16 protein-coding genes are annotated in these 21,505 nt (G+C 62.0%); 6 read left to right on the forward strand and 10 right to left on the reverse strand.

Features of this window, described 5'->3' with window-relative positions; all coding sequences use genetic code 11:
• Window positions 1-79: 79 nt before the first annotated feature.
• The 6 genes from M1D74_RS16795 to M1D74_RS16820 all read right to left on the reverse strand — a co-directional run bounded on the left by M1D74_RS16795 (window position 80) and on the right by M1D74_RS16820 (window position 6,844).
• Window positions 80-1,279: a glycine C-acetyltransferase gene (locus tag M1D74_RS16795; protein WP_458116085.1), complete on the reverse strand. Its 1,200-nt coding sequence runs from the start codon at window positions 1,277-1,279 to the stop codon at window positions 80-82.
• A gap of 10 nt (window positions 1,280-1,289) precedes the next feature.
• Complete coding sequence (tdh, locus tag M1D74_RS16800) at window positions 1,290-2,333, reverse strand: L-threonine 3-dehydrogenase (protein ID WP_458116086.1); 1,044 nt, start codon at window positions 2,331-2,333, stop codon at window positions 1,290-1,292.
• A 65-nt stretch (window positions 2,334-2,398) separates the two neighbouring features.
• Entirely contained in the window at window positions 2,399-4,090 is a 1,692-nt protein-coding gene (locus tag M1D74_RS16805) for a formate--tetrahydrofolate ligase (protein WP_458116087.1), read from the reverse strand.
• 121 nt (window positions 4,091-4,211) lie between these two features.
• A complete protein-coding gene (locus tag M1D74_RS16810; RefSeq protein WP_458116088.1) occupies window positions 4,212-4,979 on the reverse strand; it encodes a phosphatase in 768 nt (255 codons plus the stop codon).
• A 46-nt stretch (window positions 4,980-5,025) separates the two neighbouring features.
• Entirely contained in the window at window positions 5,026-6,273 is a 1,248-nt protein-coding gene (mshA, locus tag M1D74_RS16815) for a D-inositol-3-phosphate glycosyltransferase (protein ID WP_458116089.1), read from the reverse strand.
• Window positions 6,274-6,517: 244 nt separating this feature from the next.
• Entirely contained in the window at window positions 6,518-6,844 is a 327-nt protein-coding gene (locus tag M1D74_RS16820) for a hypothetical protein (RefSeq protein ID WP_309070339.1), read from the reverse strand.
• A gap of 455 nt (window positions 6,845-7,299) precedes the next feature.
• On the opposite strand from M1D74_RS16820, the gene M1D74_RS16825 reads away from it, so the two are divergent.
• Window positions 7,300-8,460 carry a DUF418 domain-containing protein gene (locus M1D74_RS16825; RefSeq protein ID WP_458116090.1) on the forward strand — a complete coding sequence of 387 codons (1,161 nt, stop codon included), beginning with the start codon at window positions 7,300-7,302 and terminating at the stop codon, window positions 8,458-8,460.
• Here the strand turns inward: M1D74_RS16825 and M1D74_RS16830 are convergent.
• Together M1D74_RS16830 and M1D74_RS16835 are read right to left on the reverse strand one after the other, a co-directional pair.
• Window positions 8,457-9,104: a histidine phosphatase family protein gene (locus tag M1D74_RS16830; RefSeq protein WP_309070336.1), complete on the reverse strand. Its 648-nt coding sequence runs from the start codon at window positions 9,102-9,104 to the stop codon at window positions 8,457-8,459. The genes M1D74_RS16825 and M1D74_RS16830 overlap by 4 nt on opposite strands.
• Entirely contained in the window at window positions 9,101-10,546 is a 1,446-nt protein-coding gene (locus tag M1D74_RS16835; protein ID WP_458116091.1) for a CCA tRNA nucleotidyltransferase, read from the reverse strand. Before M1D74_RS16835 ends, M1D74_RS16830 begins: the two co-directional genes overlap by 4 nt.
• 223 nt (window positions 10,547-10,769) lie before the next feature.
• On the opposite strand from M1D74_RS16835, the gene M1D74_RS16840 reads away from it, so the two are divergent.
• From M1D74_RS16840 to trxA, 5 genes are all read left to right on the forward strand, one after another.
• A complete protein-coding gene (locus tag M1D74_RS16840) occupies window positions 10,770-11,249 on the forward strand; it encodes an NUDIX hydrolase (protein ID WP_309070384.1) in 480 nt (159 codons plus the stop codon).
• Between the two features lie 70 nt (window positions 11,250-11,319).
• A complete protein-coding gene (murJ, locus tag M1D74_RS16845) occupies window positions 11,320-13,047 on the forward strand; it encodes a murein biosynthesis integral membrane protein MurJ (protein ID WP_458116092.1) in 1,728 nt (575 codons plus the stop codon).
• A gap of 84 nt (window positions 13,048-13,131) precedes the next feature.
• Complete coding sequence (locus tag M1D74_RS16850; protein ID WP_458116093.1) at window positions 13,132-14,625, forward strand: ABC transporter substrate-binding protein; 1,494 nt, start codon at window positions 13,132-13,134, stop codon at window positions 14,623-14,625.
• Between the two features lie 121 nt (window positions 14,626-14,746).
• Window positions 14,747-15,781, forward strand: coding sequence for a thioredoxin-disulfide reductase (gene trxB, locus M1D74_RS16855; protein WP_309072731.1), 1,035 nt, complete (start codon window positions 14,747-14,749; stop codon window positions 15,779-15,781).
• Between the two features lie 22 nt (window positions 15,782-15,803).
• Window positions 15,804-16,127 carry a thioredoxin gene (trxA, locus tag M1D74_RS16860; protein WP_309123997.1) on the forward strand — a complete coding sequence of 108 codons (324 nt, stop codon included), beginning with the start codon at window positions 15,804-15,806 and terminating at the stop codon, window positions 16,125-16,127.
• Between the two features lie 2,682 nt (window positions 16,128-18,809).
• On the opposite strand, the gene M1D74_RS16865 is transcribed toward trxA, so the two are convergent.
• Both M1D74_RS16865 and M1D74_RS16870 read right to left on the reverse strand, forming a co-directional pair.
• Window positions 18,810-20,246, reverse strand: a complete 1,437-nt coding sequence (locus M1D74_RS16865; protein ID WP_458116094.1) for a ParB/RepB/Spo0J family partition protein — start codon at window positions 20,244-20,246, stop codon at window positions 18,810-18,812.
• A 93-nt stretch (window positions 20,247-20,339) separates the two neighbouring features.
• Window positions 20,340-21,446 carry a ParA family protein gene (locus tag M1D74_RS16870; protein WP_309070434.1) on the reverse strand — a complete coding sequence of 369 codons (1,107 nt, stop codon included), beginning with the start codon at window positions 21,444-21,446 and terminating at the stop codon, window positions 20,340-20,342.
• Window positions 21,447-21,505 lie beyond the last annotated feature (59 nt).

The following is a 21,505-nucleotide window of genomic DNA, read 5'->3' on the forward strand; positions in this document are numbered from 1 at the left end:
ACCATCTCCGCAGCGATGTATGACGTCACCCACTGAAGTGTGTCGCCCCGGGGCGTCTGTTGGAAGGACGTTCACGACGTTACCGCTGGACCACCGCCTGACGGGCCGTCACAAAGGCCGAAACACACGCCTCAACATCCTCGGCGCTGTGTGCGGCCGAAAGTTGGACGCGAATACGCGCCGCGCCCCTGGGTACCACCGGGTAGCTGAACGCGACCACGTAGACACCATGCTCCAGCATGTTGTCGGCCACCCGGGCGGCCACAGCCGCGTCACCGAACATGACCGGGATGATGGGATGCTCGCCCTCCAGCAGGTCGAAGCCCTCCTCGGTCATCCGCCTCCGGAACAGCGCCGCGTTCTCGCTCAGCAGCGCGCGAAGATCCGCGCTGTTTTGCACCAGGTCCAGCGCCGTCAGAGTGGCTGCGACAATCGACGGGGCGAGCGAGTTGGAGAACAGGTACGGCCGCGCTCGCTGCCGGAGCAGTTCAACGATCTCGCGGCGTCCGGACACATAGCCGCCTGATGCTCCACCGAGGGCTTTACCGAAGGTACCGGTATAGATGTCGACGCGATCGGATACACCGGCATGCTCGGGTGTTCCGGCGCCGGTGGTGCCCATGAATCCGACGGCGTGTGAGTCGTCCACCATCACCATGGCGTCGTACCGCTCTGCGAGGTCGCAGATCTCCTGCAGCGGAGCAAGGTAACCGTCCATCGAGAAGACACCGTCGGTGACGACGAGCCGGCGGCGGGCGCCGGAGGCTTCCTGCAGCTTCGCTTCCAGATCCGCCATATCGCGGTTCGCGTAGCGGAACCGCTGCGCCTTGCTCAGCCGGATCCCGTCGATGATTGAGGCGTGGTTCAGGGCATCGGAGATCACGGCGTCGTCAGCGCCCAGCAGTGATTCGAACACTCCGCCGTTCGCATCGAAGCAGGAACTGAAGAGAATGGTGTCATCGGTCCCGAGGAACCGGGAGACCCGCTGTTCGAGCGCCAGGTGCAGGTCCTGGGTTCCACAGATGAAACGCACCGACGCCATGCCGAAGCCGCGGTCGTCGAGCGCGCCTTTCGCGGATTCGATGATCGAGGGGTGATCGGCAAGGCCGAGGTAGTTGTTGGCGCAAAAGTTCAGAACCCGCGCTCCTTCACCGTTCCCGAGGGCGGCTCGGATCGCGCTGGACTGCGGAGACGAGATGGTCCTTTCCCGCTTGTACAGACCGGCATCCCGAATCTCCTGCAGCTCTGACTGCAACTGATCCTTGACTGAAGCAAACATTCCCAACTCCCTAAATTGACGACCAGTCGAGTACGACTTTGCCGCTGCGCCCATTGCGCGCGATCGTGAAACCTTTCTGCCAGTCCGACGCCGGCAGCACGTCCGTCACTACACTCGCCACAGCATCACGCAGCCGATGATTGGACTGCAGCATGGCGCTCATCGCATACCAGGTTTCGAACATCTCCCGCCCGTACACGCCCTTCAGGGTGAGCATGTGCGTGACGACCTTCCCCCAGTCGATGGTGATGTCCTGCGCGGGCAGCCCAAGCATCGCAATCCGGCCGCCGTGGTTCATGTTGTCGATCATCTCGGGCAATGCAGTGGGGTGTCCGGACATCTCAAGCCCGACGTCGAAGCCTTCCACCATGTGCAGTTCCCGCTGCGCCTCCGTGATCCTCATCCTGCTCACATCGACGGCGAGATCGACCCCAATGGATCTGGCGAGATCAAGGCGCGGCGCAGAGACGTCCGTGATCGCGATATTGCGGGCACCCGCATGACGGGCTACGGCAATGGCCATCAGCCCGATGGGTCCTGCGCCGGTGATGAGAATGTCCTCGCCGACCAGGGGGAAGCTCAACGCGGTGTGAACAGCGTTCCCAAACGGGTCGAAAACCGCACCCAACTCGGGCGTCACGCCGTCGTGGTGCACCCAGACGTTGGTTTCGGGAAGGACCACGAATTCAGCAAAGGCGCCGTCACGCTGCACACCGACGCTGACGGTCCTGATACACATCTGACGGCGTCCGGCCCGGCAGTTGCGGCAGATACCGCACACAATGTGGCCCTCACCGGATACCCGGTCTCCCACCCGCACATCGTGGACACCGTCACCAAGCTCAACCACCTCGCCGTAAAACTCATGACCCGGAATCAGCGGTGCCCGGATGATCCCAGCCGCCCACGCGTCCCATGACTCGATGTGAAGGTCTGTTCCGCAGATTCCCGTGGTCAGCACGCGGATCTTCACCTCCCCGATACCGGGGACGGGCTCCGGTCTGTCGACGAGGTCAAAACCGGCCTGGGAACCGGCTTTATAGAGCGCCTTCACTCAAAGTCCTTTCGTCAGGTTCGCGCGGTGAGGTACCGACGGGATGGAGCCGGAGACGGTGCTACTCAGAACAGACCTACTGCGCCGCCGTCGTCGTCGACGTCCATGCGCAGGGCGCCCGGCTCCCTGGGCAGTCCGGGCATGGTCATGACGGCGCCCGTGAGGGCCACGATGAACCCGGCGCCGGTCTTCGGCATCAGGTCGCGCACATGGAGAGTGAAGCCCTCGGGCGCACCCAGCAGAGTGGCGTCATCGGAGAAGGAGTACTGCGTCTTCGCCATGCAGACCGGCAGCCGGTCCCACCCGTTGGCGCGGATCTCCGCCAGGCGGCGCAACGCTGCAGGAGCGAATTCAACGTCACAGGCCCCGTAGATTTCCTGGGCCACCGTGCGGATCTTCTGGTCCACCGGAAGGTCCAAAGGATAGAGGTGACGGAACGACCGGGGGGCCTCCAGGGCCTCCAGGACTTTCGCGGCGAGCTCATCTCCGCCGGGACCGCCGCCGCCCTCACCCCAGATGTCCGCAACGGCAGCACTGATACCTTTGCCGGCACACCACTGCAACAGCCAGGCCAGTTCCTCATCGGAGTCCGTAGCGAACTTGTTGATCGCCACCACGGGCGTGATTCCGAACTTCAGCACGTTCGTCACATGCCGCTGCAGGTTGACCACTCCGCGCTCAAGCGCCGGGACATTCGGCGCCCGTAGATCATCCTTCGCCACGCCTCCGTGCATCTTCAGCGCGCGGATGGTCGCCACAAGTACGACGGCGTCCGGCGCCACATCCGCCGACCTCGCCTTGATATCCATGAACTTCTCAGCGCCAAGGTCAGCACCGAACCCGGCCTCGGTTACGACAACGTCCGCCATCTCCCGGGCTGTCCGGGTGGCAATGACCGAGTTGCAGCCGTGCGCAATGTTGGCGAACGGCCCACCGTGTACCAGCGCGGGCGTGCCGGCGATTGTTTGCACGAGGTTTGGTTTGATCGCGTCTTTCAGCAGGAGCGCCAGGGCACCCTCAACCCCGAGGTCCGCCACGGTCACGGGTTTCCTGTCATACGTGTAGCCGACAGTCATCGCGGCGAGCCGTCGCTTCAGGTCGGCAAGGTCGGTCGCGAGACAGAACACTGCCATGACCTCGGAGGCCACCGTGATGTCGAACCCGTCCTGGCGCGGGATCCCCTGCGCGGGACCCCCGAGTCCGATCACCACCTCCCGCAGCGCGCGGTCGTTGACATCGAGCACGCGTTTGAACGTGATTCTGCGGGGATCGATATTGAGGGGATTGCCCTGGTAGATCGAGTTGTCCACCAGAGCCATCAGGGTGTTGTTGGCACTGGTGATTGCGTGAAAGTCGCCGGTGAAGTGGAGGTTGATGTCCTCCATCGGCAGGACCTGCGAGTAGCCGCCCCCGGTGGCGCCGCCCTTCATACCCATCACCGGACCCAGGGAAGGTTCACGGAGCGCAACCATCACGCGTTGACCTGCCCTCGCCAGGGAGTCAGCTAGTCCCACCGTGCAGGTGGACTTGCCCTCCCCGGCTGGCGTGGGGCTCATGGCGCTCACCAGCACCACCCTCCCCGGCGCCTTGCCCGGGACGAGAGGTAATCGCGCGGGATCGATCTTCGCCTTGTACCGCCCGTACAACTCCAACGCCTCAGCAGGAATACCCGCCGTCGCTGCAATGTCCTCGATGGGGCGCATGCGGGCGGCTCGTGCAATGTCGAGGTCGGACACTGGGGCGTGGATAGACGTCATCGTCTGAATCCTTCCGGGGTGCTGGCAGGACTATGGGCGGCTCGGGTGTGAGCTCACGACCAATCTACCAGCGGGGCGAGCGACGGTTATGCCGCGCATCACATGCGTTCGTCGCCATCAGTCAGGACAATCCCGCCCGCTCGAGAATGTATCGGGTCATCGGCTCATAGAGCCCTGGACACAGATTGTCGTCCAGGGGAACCGCAACCTCGAGCTGTCCCTGCGCTTCGGAGACAAACAGGCCGGGATCGTTGCAGTCGGCAAACCCCAGGGTCGGTATTCCTTCGGACGCGGCATGTCCGGCCCAGCCGTGATCGGCCACCACCAGCTGTGGCGGCAGCGCACCCTGCGAGGCCAACAATTCGAGGCTGAGCCTCATCGGCTCCGGGTAATGGGTGTGGACGAGTCCGCCGTACTGGTGCCATGCCAGGACGCCGAAGAGCTGCCGAATGTCACCGTCCCGGAACGGTTGGCCTTCCGGCACCCGCACCACTGTGGCTCCGCCCCGCTCAGCGGCGGAAGCGAGCGCAGCATGAACGGGCAGCAGGCCGGCGGGATGGCCGGTAGCGAACAGAATGCGATCCTTCGCGCGAACAGCATCCCCCAACCGGTCCGCGAAACGGTCGAGCGCCGCAACGCACTTACCGGCGTCGATGGTGTCCTGACCCTCGAGCAGCGCAGGGTCGGCGCTGGTGCCGACGCGCTCGTGCATCAGGTCGAACACCTCGTCGAACGTCCACTCACGTGTGAGCCGCACGCCGAACTCGAGGTGCTCATTGCCCTCAAGGAACAGCCGCATGTGCCGCAGGTTGTCCTGTCGGGGCGTGGCAACCTTACCGGTGATACCTACAGAGTCGAGATAACTGGCGAGTTCTTCGGCGGCATTCACCACTCCATCGTAGGCACACCCGGCGCACGTGGGCTGCCTTCGCGATTCAGAGGGCGGGAGCGGCCTCATACTGCTCGACGGCGGTGCGGTAACTCTGCGCTGTGAACAGTGCTGTGCGCTGCCACCCGAAGGCAAGCGCGTGTACCGCAGCGTGGGCGCCGAGCGTGCGGCGCATGTCGCCGTCGTCGTGCAGGAGCTCCAGGGCGGCCGACCACAAGGCGACACCGTGACCGTCCACCAGGATGCCGGTGCGTCCATCGCTGATCGCCTGGGGCAGCCCGCCCACGTTGGCTGCGAGCACGGGCGTACCGCAGGCCTGGGCTTCCAGGGCAACCAGACCAAAGGACTCGCTGTAGGAGGGCATGGCCACGACATCGGCTGCACGGAACCAGTGCGCAAGCTGGGCGGGCAGGACGGGAGGGTAGAGCCGGACGACGTCGTGCAGTCCAAGCCGGTCGATCAGCGGCTGGAGTTCCAGCGCCTCCGGCCCGCTGCCCGAGCCGATAATGCTGACCTGCAGCGGAATGTCAGGGCGCCTCGCGAGCAGATCCGCGGCAGCCTCCACGAGCAGGTGCGGACCTTTCAGTTTCTGAATCCTGCCGGCGAAGACCACGTGGAACGCCTCGGCCGGGAACTGGAGACGCTCCCGGGAAGCGGGGCGATGCAGTGCGTGGAAGACATCGAGGTCGACGCCCGGAGCGACAATATCGACCTTTTCGGCGGCGGCTCCGTAGAGGGACTCGAGTTCGGCAGCCTCCGTACTCGTGTTGGCGATGAGGCGGTCGGCGCCGTCGACAATGGAGTGCTCACCGGCGATACGGGACTCGGGTTCCATCACGCCGCCGGCATGGAGCCTGAGGTTCTTTACCTTTGCCATGGTGTGCATCGAGTGCACCAGCGGCAACTTGAGTGATTTCGCAACGGTAAGGCCCACCATCCCGGACACCCAATAGTGCGAGTGGATAACGTCGAAGTGCCCGTCGGCAAGGAGGTCCGTGGCGTCCGCTATAGCGTCCGCTAGGTCATCGGACAGCTGGGGCAGCACTTCCTTGGGCACCCGTCGAGTAGGCCCGGCAATGAGGTGGCGCACCAGGACACCCGGGCCAAGTTCCTCAATGTGGGGCTGCCCGTCGGCGGCTGCACGCGTGAAGATTTCGACGTTGATGCCGACCTTCGCAAGTTCGAGCGCCACTGACCGGACATAGACATTCATCCCGCCGGCGTCTCCGCCACCGGGCTGGTCGAAGGGCGATGTGTGAAGCGACAGCATCGCAACGCGCTTCACGGGGGCCACGCACCCTCCCTTCACCGTCACTTAAGGGCACACCTGCTCTTGCCCGCTAACCACCTCTGACCATATAACGCGCACAACAGCCGCTACATTCCGTGACAGGTGCGGTGAATTGGGGCTGCAGCTCCGTTAAAGGCGGAAGCCCGCGCTGGGAAGCGCGGGCTTCTCCTGGAATGGGATCGATGACTTGCATCGGACCCTCCTTCGCGGATCGACAGGACGCAGCTACACGGCCGCATGGACGCTGCTACTTGATGAACAGGTGATGCTGTGGCAGGGCGTAGGACTGGGCGTTGTCCCAGGCGCTATCGACCGACAATTCCTGTATTCGCTTCCAGAAGGAAACACTTTCGCGGAGTTTCTTGATCATGAGGTACACCTCCTTTCGCTGCATGAAGTCGGGCATCACCGCTGCAGAATCGATCGCTTCAGGGCTGGGATCGCCTGCCCTGCCGTCGAGGCGGGTGAGATTGCCTGACATGATGAATTCCCCCTGCGAACGCGGCTGTTCGTCGACCTGGGTCGCGGTGCGTTCTGTGGAAATGGGGACAGATAGGACCTGAGACGCAGGCATGGATATCTCCTGGAATTGTGGTGCATGAAGTGGAAATGGCGCGTAAAAGCACATCCCGTAAAGGGGGCACGAAAAAAGAGGCGGACTACGCCTGGCACACAAGTAGTGAAAGAAACTTCTCGCAGAAGTAATTAGGAGAGAAGTGCCAGTTTCAGCAGGAAATCAGTGCGCAGCGACGGTGGAGGCTGGGCGGGTTCGCGCGGCCATCATGCCGCCGAGAAAGTTAATCACCGAATCCCACCTCCACTTCTATCTAGCGCTTACCTGGACTGTGCAAAAACCGGAAGATTGAGATCTCCCAATGGCACTTCTCAAAGTTACCGCAAAGGAAGGCCCTTCGCCTAGCTCTTTCTGGGAATTATCTGAAAAAGTTTCACCATCAGGAATAAGCCGCGCTTTGCGCCCCAAAGAATGCCGCAACGTTAGGCTGATTGGGGGTCGAGAGGAGCAAACGGATGGAGTCCAAGCGCCTTCGCGAGGTGGATGCGCTGCGCAGCTTCGCGCTTGGTGGCATCCTCATGGTCAACATCTGGTACTTCGCCGACCCGTTCACCCTCGCCGGCGAAATCAGCCCCGCTCACGACTCTCCTGCCGATGTGACGGTTCGGTTCACCGTCGCAGCGCTGTTCGAAGCAAAGTTCTATCTGCTCTTTTCTTTCCTGTTCGGATACAGCTTCGTCTTGCAGTGGCAAGCGGCCGTTGCTGCGTCCGCCTCCCCGGTTCAGCGGATGTCGCGCCGATTGACCGCCTTGCTTGTCCTCGGTTTGCTGCACGGGACTTTTCTGTTCTTCGGAGACATCCTGCTCACGTACGCGCTGATGGGCTTCATTCTGCTGGCGACGTACTCCATCCGGACATCCACAGCCGTCATCGCGGGCAGTGCCCTGATCGGAATCATCGGATCGGCCATTCTGGTGGTGGGACTTTTCGTCGCCGTAGCCTCGGTAGGCCTCCCGCCGGTGGGTTTCGATGTCGACGCAGACGCGCTCGTGCAGAGCCCAGGCTCCGCATTCTTCGCCAACGTCGACAATTTCCTGAACAACGTTGCCGGAGTCGTGCTGTTCCAGGGCCCCCTCTCCCTGGCGATGTTCTACCTCGGTCTCGCAGCCGGAAGGGTTGGACTCCTCTCAGGGCAGCTTTCCCGCCGCGCTCTCACGACGACGGCGTCAGTAGCCCTCCCGGTTGGCCTCACCGCCGGGGCGATCCAGGCCTACCTCACCAACTATGTGGACGCTGAGCAGTTCAGCGTTCTAGCGGTCGGGATCTCGACGCTCACCGCGCCCTTGCTGACGGCCGGATATGTCAGCCTCCTCCTGCTGTTCTTCCGCACGACGACGGGAGGCAGGTTCCGTGACTTCCTCGCCCCCGCCGGCCGCATCGCGCTCACCAACTACCTGATGCAATCGCTGATCATGGCCTTCCTCTTCACGGCCTACGGGCTGCGTCTATCGGACCAGCTGCCCGCCGCCGCGGTCGCAGGCATCGCCGTCGTTATTTATGCAGCCCAGCTGGTTTTCAGCCGGATCCTGCTCTCACGGGTCTCAGTGGGTCCGATGGAGTGGCTGATGCGCCACATCACTTACGGCGCGCGCAGGGCACAGGCTGTGCGGAATTAGATGTTCCAACGCAGGATGGCCGGCGTGTGCTTGTCCCAGCCGAGGGCGCAGACCGCAGCGGTACCGAGGATGAAGCGCCGTCCTTCAACGGCGTCGAACTCCAGCCAGCGCGCGGTGAGAATGCGAAGAAAGTGCCCGTGCGCGACCAGAAGTGCGTTGCGGACGGGAACGGCGTTCGGATCCTGATCCGCGGGCGTTCCGCAGCCCGCCTGGACGCGGGAGATGATTCTGTCGGCGCGAGCTCCCACCTCGGCGAGCGTCTCGCCGTTCGGCGCGCCGTCCTTCCAGATGAGGTACCCGGGATTCTCCTCGCGCACCTTCACGCTGTTGCGGCCTTCGTTGTCGCCGTAGTCCCATTCATGAGCGTGCGGCAGTACTTCCGCGTTCGGGAAGCCTGCCAGCTCTGCTGTCCGCCGGGCACGCTGCAGCGGCGACGTGAAGACCACGTCGAAGTCGACGCCGGTCAGCCGGCCGGCGGCGTCGCGGGCCTGCTGCTCCCCGCCCTCGGTCAGCGGAAGGTCCGTGAGTCCCGTGTAGTTGCCGTCCCGCGACCACTCGGTCTCGCCGTGTCGCAGGAGCCAAAGGTTCGGCAGCGGCGTGCCGGCGGGCGTGAGGTCGGCGGCAGCGGCGCCCGGCTGGCTCACGACTCATCCCCGGCGGCTTCGGGCTGGCTGGACCACCAGGTGCGCAATTTCGCCTCAGCCTCGTCCGGGGTGTGCGGGCCGTGCTCCATTCGCTCCTCCAGCAGGTAGCGGTAGGCCCGCCCCACGACGGGACCCGGCCGGATGCCTAGAAGGGCCATGATCTGTTCTCCGTCCAGGTCTGGCCGTATGGCCGCCAGTTCTTCCTGCTCGGCGAGCGCAGCAATGCGTACCTCGAGGTCGTCATACGCGAACGCGAGCCGCTCAGCCTTTCGGCGGTTGCGGGTTGTCACGTCCGAGCGCGTCAGCCGGTGCAGCCGCTCAAGGTGGGGGCCGGCGTCGGAGACGTAGCGGCGGACCGCTGAGTCAGTCCAGCCCGCCTCGCCATATCCGTAGAACCTCATGTGCAGTTCCACGAGGCGGGCCACAGCCTTGATCGTGTCATTGTCGAAGCGAAGCGCCTTCATCCGCTTCGCCGTCAGCTTCGCTCCGACGACGTCGTGGTGGCGGAAGCTCACCGCACCTGACGATTCGAAGCGCCGCGTAGCCGGCTTGCCGACGTCGTGCATCAGTGCAGCGAACCGCAGCACGAAGTCGGGAGCCGGCACCGCACCGTCATCGTCGGTTTCCAGCTCACAGGCCTGCTCCAGCACGGTCAGGGAGTGCTGGTAGACGTCCTTGTGCCTGTGGTGCTCGTCCATCTCGAGGCGAAGGGCGGGCACCTCCGGCAGAACGTGATCGGCCAGCCCGGTGGTCACCATGATGTCGATCCCGCGGCGGGGGTGCGCCCCGTTGATTAGCTTCGTCAGCTCGTCACGCACCCGCTCCGCGGAAATGATGGTGATGCGATCGGCCATTGCCGTCATGGCTTCGCGCACCTCCGGAGCAACTTCCACTCCCAGCTGGGATGCGAACCTCGCCGCGCGCATCATCCGAAGCGGATCATCAGAGAACGACGACGACGGCGCACCCGGGGTGCGCAGCAGGCCGGCGTGGAGGTCCTTGACGCCGCCGTAGGGATCCACGAGTTCCAACGAGGGAAGCCGGAGCGCCATGGCGTTGATCGTGAAGTCCCGGCGGAGAAGGTCATCCTCCAGGTTCGTACCGAACGCCACCACGGGTTTGCGGGAGGATGGATCGTAGGCTTCCGCCCGGTAGGTGGTGACCTCGATCGTGAACGAGTCCTTGCGAAGGCCGATCGTGCCGAATTCCCGGCCGATCTCCCAGAAAGCGTCAGCCCAGCGGCGAATGACAGCGATGGTCTGGTCCGGGTCGGCGTCCGTTGTGAAATCCAGGTCCGGCGAGGAGCGGCCAAGGAAAAGGTCGCGGACTGGGCCGCCCACCAGAGAGAGTTCGTGGCCGGCGTCGGCGAAGAGACGACCGAGCTCGGTGACCACCGCCGGAAGCGGGGCGGTCAGCGGGGAGTTTTCCAACAGGTGCACCATAGTGGTTTAAGCGTGCCAGAGATCAGCCCAAACACCATTACGGGGAAGCAAGGATGGGCATCCGTCCCCAATCGTCGGCTCGCGCACGGCAACACGCCGCACGTTCCGCGCCGCCGCGTCCGCCCCGGGCGTCACGTCATCATCGCCCCGCAAAGGTCGTTAGAGTGGGGACATGGACCGACCCGTTCCCAGCGCCCCCAAGCGCACCCCATTGACAGCGTCAATGGGCCGGACGAGCGCGCCTATGATCCACCAGACGCTTCCGACAGTGGAGGAAGTATCGGCCGGCGGAATCGTCGTCGACACGTCAACCGACCTGCTCAATGTCGCGATCATCGCCCGTCTGAACCGGGGTGGACGCCTCGAGTGGTGCCTGCCCAAGGGGCACCCGGAAAACCAGGAGAACAACGAGCAGGCAGCGGTGCGTGAGATCGAAGAGGAAACAGGCATTCGCGGCCGTGTCCTTGCAGCGCTGGGCAGCATCGACTACTGGTTCACCGTCAGCGGGCACCGCGTTCACAAGACGGTTCATCACTTCCTGCTGGTCTCGACCGGTGGACACCTCACCATCGAGAACGATCCCGATCATGAGGCCGTGGATGTGGCGTGGGTTCCCCTCGCGGATCTTGGCCGCAAGCTCTCGTTCCCGAATGAGCGTCGGATCGCCGACCTTGCCCGAGAGGTGCTTCCGCAGTACCTGTAAGTGGGTTGCCTCCCGGGCACCGACGGCGGGTGACCGGCGTGGGAGCGTATTGGTGAGACGATGAGTAACGATGTCTGATACCAACACCGCCTCAATACCCGTCCAGGATGCGGGCGTGGTTCCCAGCCGCCGTCCCACCCCGGCGGGCGAAGTTCCGCCCACCGATTCAACCGCACGCTCCAGCGCAATCATGGCTGCAGGCACGCTGGTGTCGCGCATACTCGGCCTCGTTCGGGTGGCGCTCCTCGCAACGGCGATCGGCACAGCCGGTGCGGTGTCGGACCTCTTTCCCGCGGCCAACAACCTGCCGACCTATATCTTCCTGATGATCGCAGGCGGTGTGTTCAATGCGGTGCTGGTGCCGCAGATCATCCGTGCCAGCCAGCAGGAGGACCGTGGAGCGGACTTCGTAAGCCGGCTCATGACGCTCTCGGTCATCGTCCTGTTCGTCCTGACGGTACTCATCACACTGGCGGCGCCCTTCCTTGCGGATCTGCTGACGAATGTATCCGGGGATGCGCTGGCCTTGACGACGGTCTTTGCCTACTGGTGTCTGCCACAGATTTTCTTCTACGGCCTGTACTCGATCATCGGACAGGTCCTCAACGCCAACGGATCCTTCGGTCCCTACATGTGGGCTCCTGTGGTGAACAACATCGTCTCCATCGGGTTCCTCATCGCCTTCATCACCCTGATGGGCGCTGAACGGACTACGGGCCACACCCCGGACACGTGGACGCCCACGCATACCCTGCTCCTCGCGGGAGGAACCACCCTCGGAATCATCGTCCAGGCGCTCGTGCTCATCGTGCCGCTGCGCCGCCTGCGCCTCGGCCTCCGGCCCAGGTTCAGGTGGCGCGGTGTCGGGCTGGGGAAAACCGGCCGCCTGGCTTCCATCACCATCGTGACGATGCTGATCGGCAACGGCCTGTACATGGTCAACCAGTGGGTTGCCACCATCGCTACCGAGGCACGAACCGACCTCCCCGACGACACCTACATCGCCGGCCTCACCAACCTGGATATCGGTTCGCTTGTCTACGTCCTGCCGCATTCGGTGATCGCTCTTTCCCTGGCCACCGTCATGTTCAACCGCCTCGCCGCCGCGCATGCCGAGAACGATCTGCAAACCACGAAGGAAACTCTTTCGCTTGGCCTGCGGACCATCGGCGTTGCGACTGTCTTCGGTGCCGCAGCCCTTCTGGCACTGGCAGCGCCCCTCGGCATGGTCTTCTCCGGAGGCATCCGCGAAGGCGGTGCCCTCAACGCCTTGATCATCACCCTTCTTGCCGTTGGTGCACCCTTCCTCAGTGCCAACTTCTTCATGAACCGGGTGTTCTACGCAGCTGAAGATGCGATCACCCCGCTCAAGGTCCAGCTCATTCTCTCTGTGGCAGGGGTAGCCCTGGCTCTCACGGCGAGCCTGTTCGAACCAGCCCTGATCGTCCCGATGCTTGCCCTGAGCTTCACGGTCGGCAACATCATCGCCGTCATCGTCAGTCATTTTTTCCTTGTGCGGCAGATCGGGAGCTACGGGGCCGGACACATCTACGACGTCCACGTGCGGCTTAGCATCGCCGGGCTGGTATCAGCCGCTGTCGGCGCCGGCATCCTCTGGCTCTTCGGTGGCTACCAGCCCAATGGATTCGTGTGGCAGTCTGTCGGCAGTGCCGCCGTCGTACTTCTGGTGGCAGGTCCCCTGATGGTGGCCGTATACGTAACCATGCTGAAGGTCCTGCGAGTCACAGAGCTGAGTGACTTCCTTGCTCCGCTCCTGTCTCGCTTCAAACGGCGCTAGGGGGCGACACCGGGGCATAGACGCAAATCGGCCCGGGAGTCACCGGTAGCATTGGTACAAAGTATCCACATCCGGGAGGAACACGTGCCAGAAGCAGTAGATGTTGGTTCAGTACTGGGCGGCCGCTATAAGGTCACCGCTTACGTACTGTCCTCTGCTGAGAAGGACCTGGTGTTGGACGGCGTCGATCAGGTATTGAATCGGCCGGTAAGCATACTCGTGGCATCGCCCTCCAATGCCGGCCAGGTTGCTACCAGTGCGCGAGAAGTTGCCACCGGCGAGCGGCCAGGAAACATTCAGGTGCTCGATCTTGGAATCACCGACGCCGGCACGTACCTCGTCACCAACCGCGCTCCTGCTGCGGACCTGCTGGACCTCGTGATCCAGCAGGACGCACCCTACATCGAGCCGTTCTTCACGGACACGCTCGGTTCGGAGATCTTTGGCGTGGCCCGCTCCACGGAGCCGGAAACGTACGACGACGACGATCATTATGACCACGAGGAGGAGCGTCGCCCTTCACGCCTCCCCAAGGCCAGAATGCCGCGCTTCGGGCGTGCAGCGGCAGGTGGCGCCGCTGCAGGTGCTGCGGCGGCTGGGTCAACTCGCTCAGAGCCTGGCACCGCTCCCCAGAACATATCGGCATCCCGCCCCGCCGGCGGCGCCAGTGTGCCCCCGCCGCCGAGCGCGCCTCCCCGTGTGATTGCGGCGGACGAGCAGAATCAGCGCCCGAAGGTCTCCCTCTGGTCTGAAGACGAACAGGACCGCACAGAGGAAGCTTCCTCCCGGCGGCCGCCGTCCCGCTTTCCCGCGGGGGCTGCGGCCGGTGGTGCTGCCGCCGGCGCAACCCAGTACGACGACGACGACGCGTACGAGGACTACGCCGACGATGAGGACCGCGAGAACAATCCACGCTTCACCAGGCTGCTGGTCGGTATCGTCCTCGCTATTGTCATTGTCGCCGCCGTCATACTTGCGGTAACTCAGCTTCGGCCTGTCTTCGACCCACCGGTCGCGAACGAAAGTGGAACTGCAGAGAGCAGCCCGGAAGCCTCCGCCAGTGAGAACGCAACGCCTCCTGCGTCCAGTTCAGCCACTCCTGAGCCTGAACTGGTGGAGCCGGTAGCAGTGAATGTCACCCGTCTTGTACCGGACAATCCCGAACTCAACTCGCAGACAGACGCCGATCTTCCCGCAATCATCGACGACAACCCCGCAAGCTTCTGGGGCACCCTGGTCTATGCGAACGAGACCTTCGGTGGACTGGCCCAGAATATGGCGCTGGTAGTTGAGCTGGAGGAGCCGTCAAACGTCTCCGAAATCGTGATTGAACAGCTAAACAGTTCGGGCGGCAGCTTTACCGTGTTGCTGAATGACGAACCTACGCTGGACGGCGCTACCCAGGTGGCACAGTCGGGGTTCACCAGTCCATCAGCAACCTTCAGTGTGCCGGATGTCGACGGTGTACCGCCTACAGCTCAGTATGTAATCGTGAACTTCACGCAGCTGCCCCGCCTCTCAAACGTCCAGGCACAGTACCCCTGGGGTATGCGCATCGCAGAGATCAATATCTCCTAGCGCCTGCGCCTGGCTCTTCGATCTCGCGGAATAACGCAGGTCGGAGTGTCGTTGATGCAAGTGATCGCGATCGGACTATCAGGTTTGGTCGTTCTGACCGATAGAAAGGTTCCTTCATTCCGTGAGCACCGAGACACAAGTCGGAAGTAAAGCGTCCGACGACATCCGCGAAGTCATCATCGTCGGATCCGGTCCCGCTGGCTACACAGCCGCCGTATACACCGCCCGGGCGAACCTTTCACCTCTGCTGATCGCCAGTTCAGTCACCGCCGGTGGAGAGCTGATGAACACGACCGATGTGGAGAACTACCCCGGGTTCCCTGAGGGGGTAATGGGACCAGACCTCATGGAGAACTTTGAGAAGCAGGCAGCCCGCTTCGGAACTGAAATCCTGTTCGAGGACGTCACCTCGGTTGACCTCTCGGGCGATATCAAGACCGTGACTATCGGCACCGGAGAAACCTTCCGGGCACGCGCTGTCATCATCTCCACTGGGTCGGCCTACCGGGAGCTTGGACTCGAAGACGAGAAGCGGCTCTCCGGACACGGCGTCAGTTGGTGCGCAACGTGTGACGGATTCTTCTTCAAGAACCAGGACATCGCGGTTATCGGAGGCGGCGACTCCGCTATGGAGGAAGCACTCTTCCTCACCAAGTTCGCCCGGTCGGTCACCGTCGTACACCGTCGTGATTCACTTCGGGCCTCCCGCATCATGCAAGACCGAGCGTTGGCTCACGAAAAGATCCGGTTCGAGTGGAATGCTGAAGTAACCGCGATTCACGGCGCCGACAAGGTCACCGGATTGACGCTGTCCAGTACTGTGGATGACTCGACCCGCGAACTCGCTGTCACGGGCGTGTTTGTCGCTATCGGCAACGATCCCAGAATCGACCTCGTCAAGGATCAGCTGAAGCTGACCGAGGAGGGCACCATCGCCGTGCTCGGCCGCACCTCGAAGACGTCACTCCCGGGCGTCTTCGCAGCGGGGGACGTCATTGATCCCACCTACCGCCAGGCGATCACAGCCTCCGGTTCGGGATGTGTCGCGGCCATCGACGTCGAGCATTATCTTGCCGATCTTGGCGATTCTGTGGAGACCGCCGCGGAAGTCCCGACCCCCCTGGCTGAACAGGTGTCTGAAAAGGCTACCGTCTAACCCTCGAGAAGGAGTAGAGAGTATGAGCAACGCTAAAGAAGTAACAGATTCATCGTTCGAAGCGGACGTTATCAACGCTGCTAAACCAGTTCTGGTTGATTTCTGGGCAGAATGGTGCGGTCCCTGCCGCAAACTCTCTCCCATCCTTGACGATATCGCTGCGGAACACGCTGAGAAGATCGAAGTCGTCAAACTGAACGTCGATGACAATCCTGCGACTGCGGCGAAATACGGCATTACGTCGATTCCTGCTGTGTTCGTCTTCAAGGATGGCCAAGTTGCAGCCACCTCGATCGGTGCGAAGCCGAAGCAGGTGCTGGAGCAGGAGTTCGCGCAGTTCCTGTAGAAATAGGTTTCGACTACTCCATTAGCCGGGTCCCCCATTGGGAGACCCGGCTTTTGTGTACCGCGTGTGGGAATGAGTGCTCATCGGCCTTTCGTGCGGTTTCACGTGAAACATCAGGACGCTCCTTGCTCTCCGAGCCGGGTTGCAGGACGAGCGATCGCTGCCGAGTTCGACGAAGGGCCGTTGGTCATACAGAAATGACGCCAGAACGAGTTTTCTAGTACTCGTGAAAGACAGCCGTGGGCGCGTTCGGTCTGAGAGTCCGCAAGAGAACTGCATCGATCCGTATGCGTTTTGGATTTCCTAATCCAAATTGCTGCCACTGCCGCAGTAGTTAGCCACTAGGCTTGAAGTTTAGGAAGCTCCTACCGAAGAGTGCGTTCCACGTGAAACGACCGGAGCCCACAAGCACGCCTGCCTACGGCGGGCTGATCGACGAAGTCTTCCTCACGCAGCCCTTCCCTAGATGCAAGCAACGCGGAACAAGGTGACGATCACGGCGGGGAATACCGACATTACGGACGTTCATTAGGTGCGTTCAGAACCCGGCGGAGGCTCGTTCCGTGTCAGGCGGAGCCTGGCGATCCTACTCCTAGGATGTCCGAATCTGATCGGTGCTGGCAGGCCCGAAAAGGGTACAGCCCGAGGGTCACGACTGCCGACGTTACGCGAAGACACTGGCGGCGTGCGGTCACGTTTGCCCGTGCCCGCCAGTCGTCTCCAGGTTACGAGATCAATCCCTGTCCGCGCTCTGGGTCACGGGGAAGCGGTTCAAAGCGATGATGCCTAGGCGCTTGGCGTCAAGCATCGGACCGGCGGTAGGTGACTCAGGCCTGGGCCACCCTATCGATGTTTCACGTGAAACTGTCCACGAGAACAGCTGCCCATAGGGTGGGCTATACGTTGTGCACCGGTTGGAAGGGGACGCCGTATGTTGGCTGTATGCCGACGGCGCGGTTCGTGTGACTACACCGAAAGCCAAGCCGGCGCGAGCAAACACCACCGTTGGGACGCTGATGCGACGTGCTCGATCTGAGGATCAACACCAGAGAAGAGCGAGCCGACCGTTCAGGTAGCCCTCTGCTCAAATTGAACATCACCTTGAGAGGAATGGTCACCAGTGGGCGCATAGAGGATCACGGCGCGCTCCGTACACGGCTCGACCTTCCGAAACCACGCTCGACCACAAGAGCCGGCGCAGTGCGGGTTGTTATGTACTTCTATTAGCGTTGTCTGATCAGTCAGGAATGATCGCGCTCTGCTACTTTCCCCACGGTGTTTCACGTGAACGCTCTTCCCTCTTCACCCTTAGCTCTAAGCTCTAAGCTCTAAGGAGCAATCCTTCCTGCCACATGAGGGGCCGGTATCGTAGTTCCACCGTACTAAGGTAGCGAGTCCGGATATGACGTGCGTTTCACCGCTAACAGCAAGGGCGAAAGCCAGCCTGTGCCGAAGAACGAGCTGATCGGCAGTCTCCGAGCTGATACTCCACTGGCTGGCGTATGGGCAGGGGGCCCTCAGCACGCAGGAACGTAGTGGAAAACCGCTGTTCTCGGTTGTTGGCACCGTACGCAGGCATCCGCCCTAGTTCAAGCGCGCTTTGGTTCGTTCTTTTCCCTTCTTTTCAAAGGCACTCGGAGCTTAACAGAAGTGTGCGCGGCAGGCGTTCGCTGTTTCACGTGAAGCACCTAGAACGAGGCGAAGCAGAAGCTCGGTCGCAGCGCCTGTGCGCTGCCCGCTTCAGTCTCGCAGACCAACCTCACCTATAAGTTGAGCTGGAGCCCATAATGGCGGCACTTACAGCGTGCGGCCATGCTAGGCCCAACATAGGACTAGGTAACGCTGCGGAGGAGCCGGTACTGAACGTAGCCGCAGAGACCGCACGAAAGCTACTGCCCTTGCCGATAGGGGATCCGAGAGATCGGGCGGGTCCCGCCCAGTGCCGTCCTGGCGCCGCTGCAATGCTCACCACGTCGATGCGCAAACCGCGACCGCGCCTCCATGAGACGGTGCTGGGCCCGCCGATCGTTTCACGTGAAACGCCTTGAGCTACTGCCGGAACTGTCGTGTCACCGAGCGCCTGGGTCCCCGGTTGGAGGGTGAATGAAAGTGCGGGATCTCAGTGGCGCGACATCCGTTCCGCTATTGTTTCAGTCCAGGCGCGGTTGAAGTGCCATCCGGCTATGCTGCGGATCAGGAACTAGGAAAGCAAACAAGCGCTGGCCGAGCGTTTCCCGGCTCCCTATGAACAGCCTGGTGGAATCCCCCCTTGAGGACTATGACAGGCTGGCGAAATCTTACCCCAGACACGACCCACATAGTACGCACAGGCCGTTTCACGTGAAACAGGCCTCGATTGCGCTCGGCGTAGGGGATCACCAGTTGACTAACACTCTGAGACGGACGATCAGCGAGCCTGTGAGATCGGGTGCTCCCGGTTGGAGAGAGTTCGTGGTGGGGGGACTTACAGCGTCATATGAACAGCCACGCTTGCGGATCGAAGAAGGACCGATGGAGTAGCGCCCAGATCAGCTTCACCCCACAAACAGCATGCCTCGTTCGGACGTGTGGTCGGGCCTGGCAATGAATCAGACGACTGTGCTAACCGGCCCGGCGACGTTGCTACCCCGGTCATCTAGCGAAAGGCACCGTTTCACGTGAAACGGTGCCTTTCCACATTGCCTATGAGGTGGGAGTAAGAACGCCCATGATGCGATTGAGGTCATCAACACTTGCGAACTCGATACTGACGCGGCCCTTCTTGGCACCTAGGGTGATCTTCACGTTGGTGTCGAGCCGGTCCGAAAGTGAGGTGGCGAGGTAATCGAGGCGCTCATGTCGAGCACCCGCCCGCGGGTTCGAGGGCTTGGTCGGACGCCGGAGGCCGTCGCTCATTGCAACGATCTCTTCCGTCGACCGCACCGATAACCCTTCAGCAACTATGCGCTGCGCAAGCTTCTCCATTTCAGCCGAATCTGAGAGACCCAGGAGCGCACGAGCGTGTCCCGCGCTCAGCACACCCGCAGCAAGGCGACGCTGTACAAGGGGGGGCAGCTTCATGAGACGCAGCGTGTTGGAAATCTGAGGGCGTGAGCGCCCGATGCGAACGGCCAGCTCCTCCTGCGAACATCCAAAATCCTCGAGTAGCTGCTGGTATGCAGCCGCTTCCTCAAGCGGGTTCAGTTGACTGCGGTGCAGGTTCTCGAGAAGCGCGTCGCGAAGCAAGTCATCGTCAGTCGTATCTCGAATGATCGCCGGAACTGTTTTCAGGCCAGCTTCCTTCGACGCGCGCCAACGACGCTCACCCATCACCAGTTCGTAGGCATGTTCCCCACCCTCTGAGGAGGCACGGACCACGACTGGCTGGAGCACGCCAATCTCTCGAACAGAGTGAACAAGTTCAGCCATCTCGTCTTCATCGAAGACGGTACGCGGCTGCTTCCGGTTGGGATGAATCGAGTCAATCGGAAGCTCAGCGAAGCGCGCACCGGGCACCTCCCTGAGCGTTTCACGTGGAACGTCGACACCCGAGACGTCCGCGATGGAGTCGTTCTTCTCGTCTACGGAACCTCCAGAATCTCCGACGGAAACCTGTGCTGCTTCGCTGTCAGTAGCTTCTCCGGACGCTGCAGCCAGTGTCGTCTGAGTATCTGCAGCCAGCTCTACAGAGGCGGTAGACGGCGTACGATCATCAGCAGGTTCAGTCGCAACCTCGTGAACCGCAGCGTCCGCTACTGTCGAGTCCTCCTGCACGTTATCGGCCGCGGTCTTCCCGCCGGTTTTGACGCTTGCGCCGGCCTTGTGCTTCGCTGGCTTGGTTGCTGGCCCGCGCTTCACTGCTGCCTGCGCGCGTCCACTGGTCCTCTTGGATGGCGCCGTCAGCGCATCCTTATTGATGGAAGTACGGCCTGGCGCGGTACGCGCACGGGCACCCTGCGTGCCAGAATCATCGTTCTCAGCCGACTCTTTCGGCTCAGGCGAGGGAAAGAAGAGGTCAACCGGCCGACCCCGTTCGGCTACCCTGGTGCCACCGTTCGATGCTGAGCCATCTTGCTGCTCTGCGCTGCTCGGAATGAGAGCACCCAGTCCCCGACCTAGACCCCTACGCTTCTCAGGCATGAAACGGTTCCTCTCAAAGGAGAGCAGACAAACTGCAGCGATTGATATCGCGTCCAGTCTACTGTGATCGCCCTGCTTATCAGCGCAGGCGCTCTAGGCGCGCTCGGCGATTTCTGCCGCTGCCTCCAGGTATGACAACGCGCCGCTGGAGGATGGATCGTACGTAAGTACGGTCTGTTGGTAGCTTGGAGCCTCGGATATGCGCACTGATCGAGGGACTACGGCCTTCAATACCTGATGCGGGAAGTGCTCACGAACCTCGGCCGCTACCTGAGCAGCAAGGTTAGTGCGACCGTCATACATCGTGAGCAGAATGGTTGACACAACCAGGTCCGCGTTGAGGTGCTTCTGAATCATCTCTATGTTCTTCAGCAGCTGGCTTAGCCCTTCAAGCGCGTAATACTCGCACTGAATCGGAATCAGCACCTCGCGGGCAGCAACGAATGCGTTCACCGTCAGCAGCCCGAGGCTCGGCGGACAATCGATGAAGATGTAATCCAGCCGCTCCTGCCCGTTCTCCTTGCGATCCTTCGCATACAGTTCAATCGCGCGACGGAGACGCTGTTCACGAGCTACCAGCGACACCAGCTCGATCTCCGCACCAGCCAGATGGATGGTGGCAGGCGCACAGATCAGATTGGGAACATCCGGGCAGGGCGCCACAACGCTGGATAGGGGGAGGTCATCGATCAGTACGTCGTAGATGCTGTCGACTTCGGCGTGGTGCTCAATGCCAAGGGCGGTAGAAGCGTTGCCCTGTGGGTCAATATCGATGACCAACACGTTCAACCCAGCGGACGCCAAAGCTGCCGCGAGATTGACCGTTGTGGTGGTCTTACCCACTCCGCCCTTCTGATTGCTCACGGTGAGCACCCGGGTCTCGGCCGGGCGAGGGAGCTTACGTCCAGACAGCTTCTCACGGCGCCGTGTTTCGGAAGCGAGCTCCCGGGCTAGCGGAGTGCTGTCGTCCAGGACGTCGATCACATTCTTCGTACTGTTCGATTTCGCGCTGACGTTCGAGCCTGAGTTGCTCGAAATGTCTGCGACACCTGTTTCACGTGAAACGATGCCAGTGTTGACCGGATTGGAAAACACTTCTGGTTGAATATCAGCGATTGTGATAGCCAGAGATGTGCCCATCGTCGACGTAGGCTGCTCACGCCGCGTGGCAGAATCTTTCGTCACAAGCTTCTCGCTCACTTTCAGGTGCCGGGTGGGTCCACTCTAGGTTATCTGGTATAGCCCCATTACCTCGGCAG

The organism is Arthrobacter sp. D2-10 (assembly GCF_054161285.1).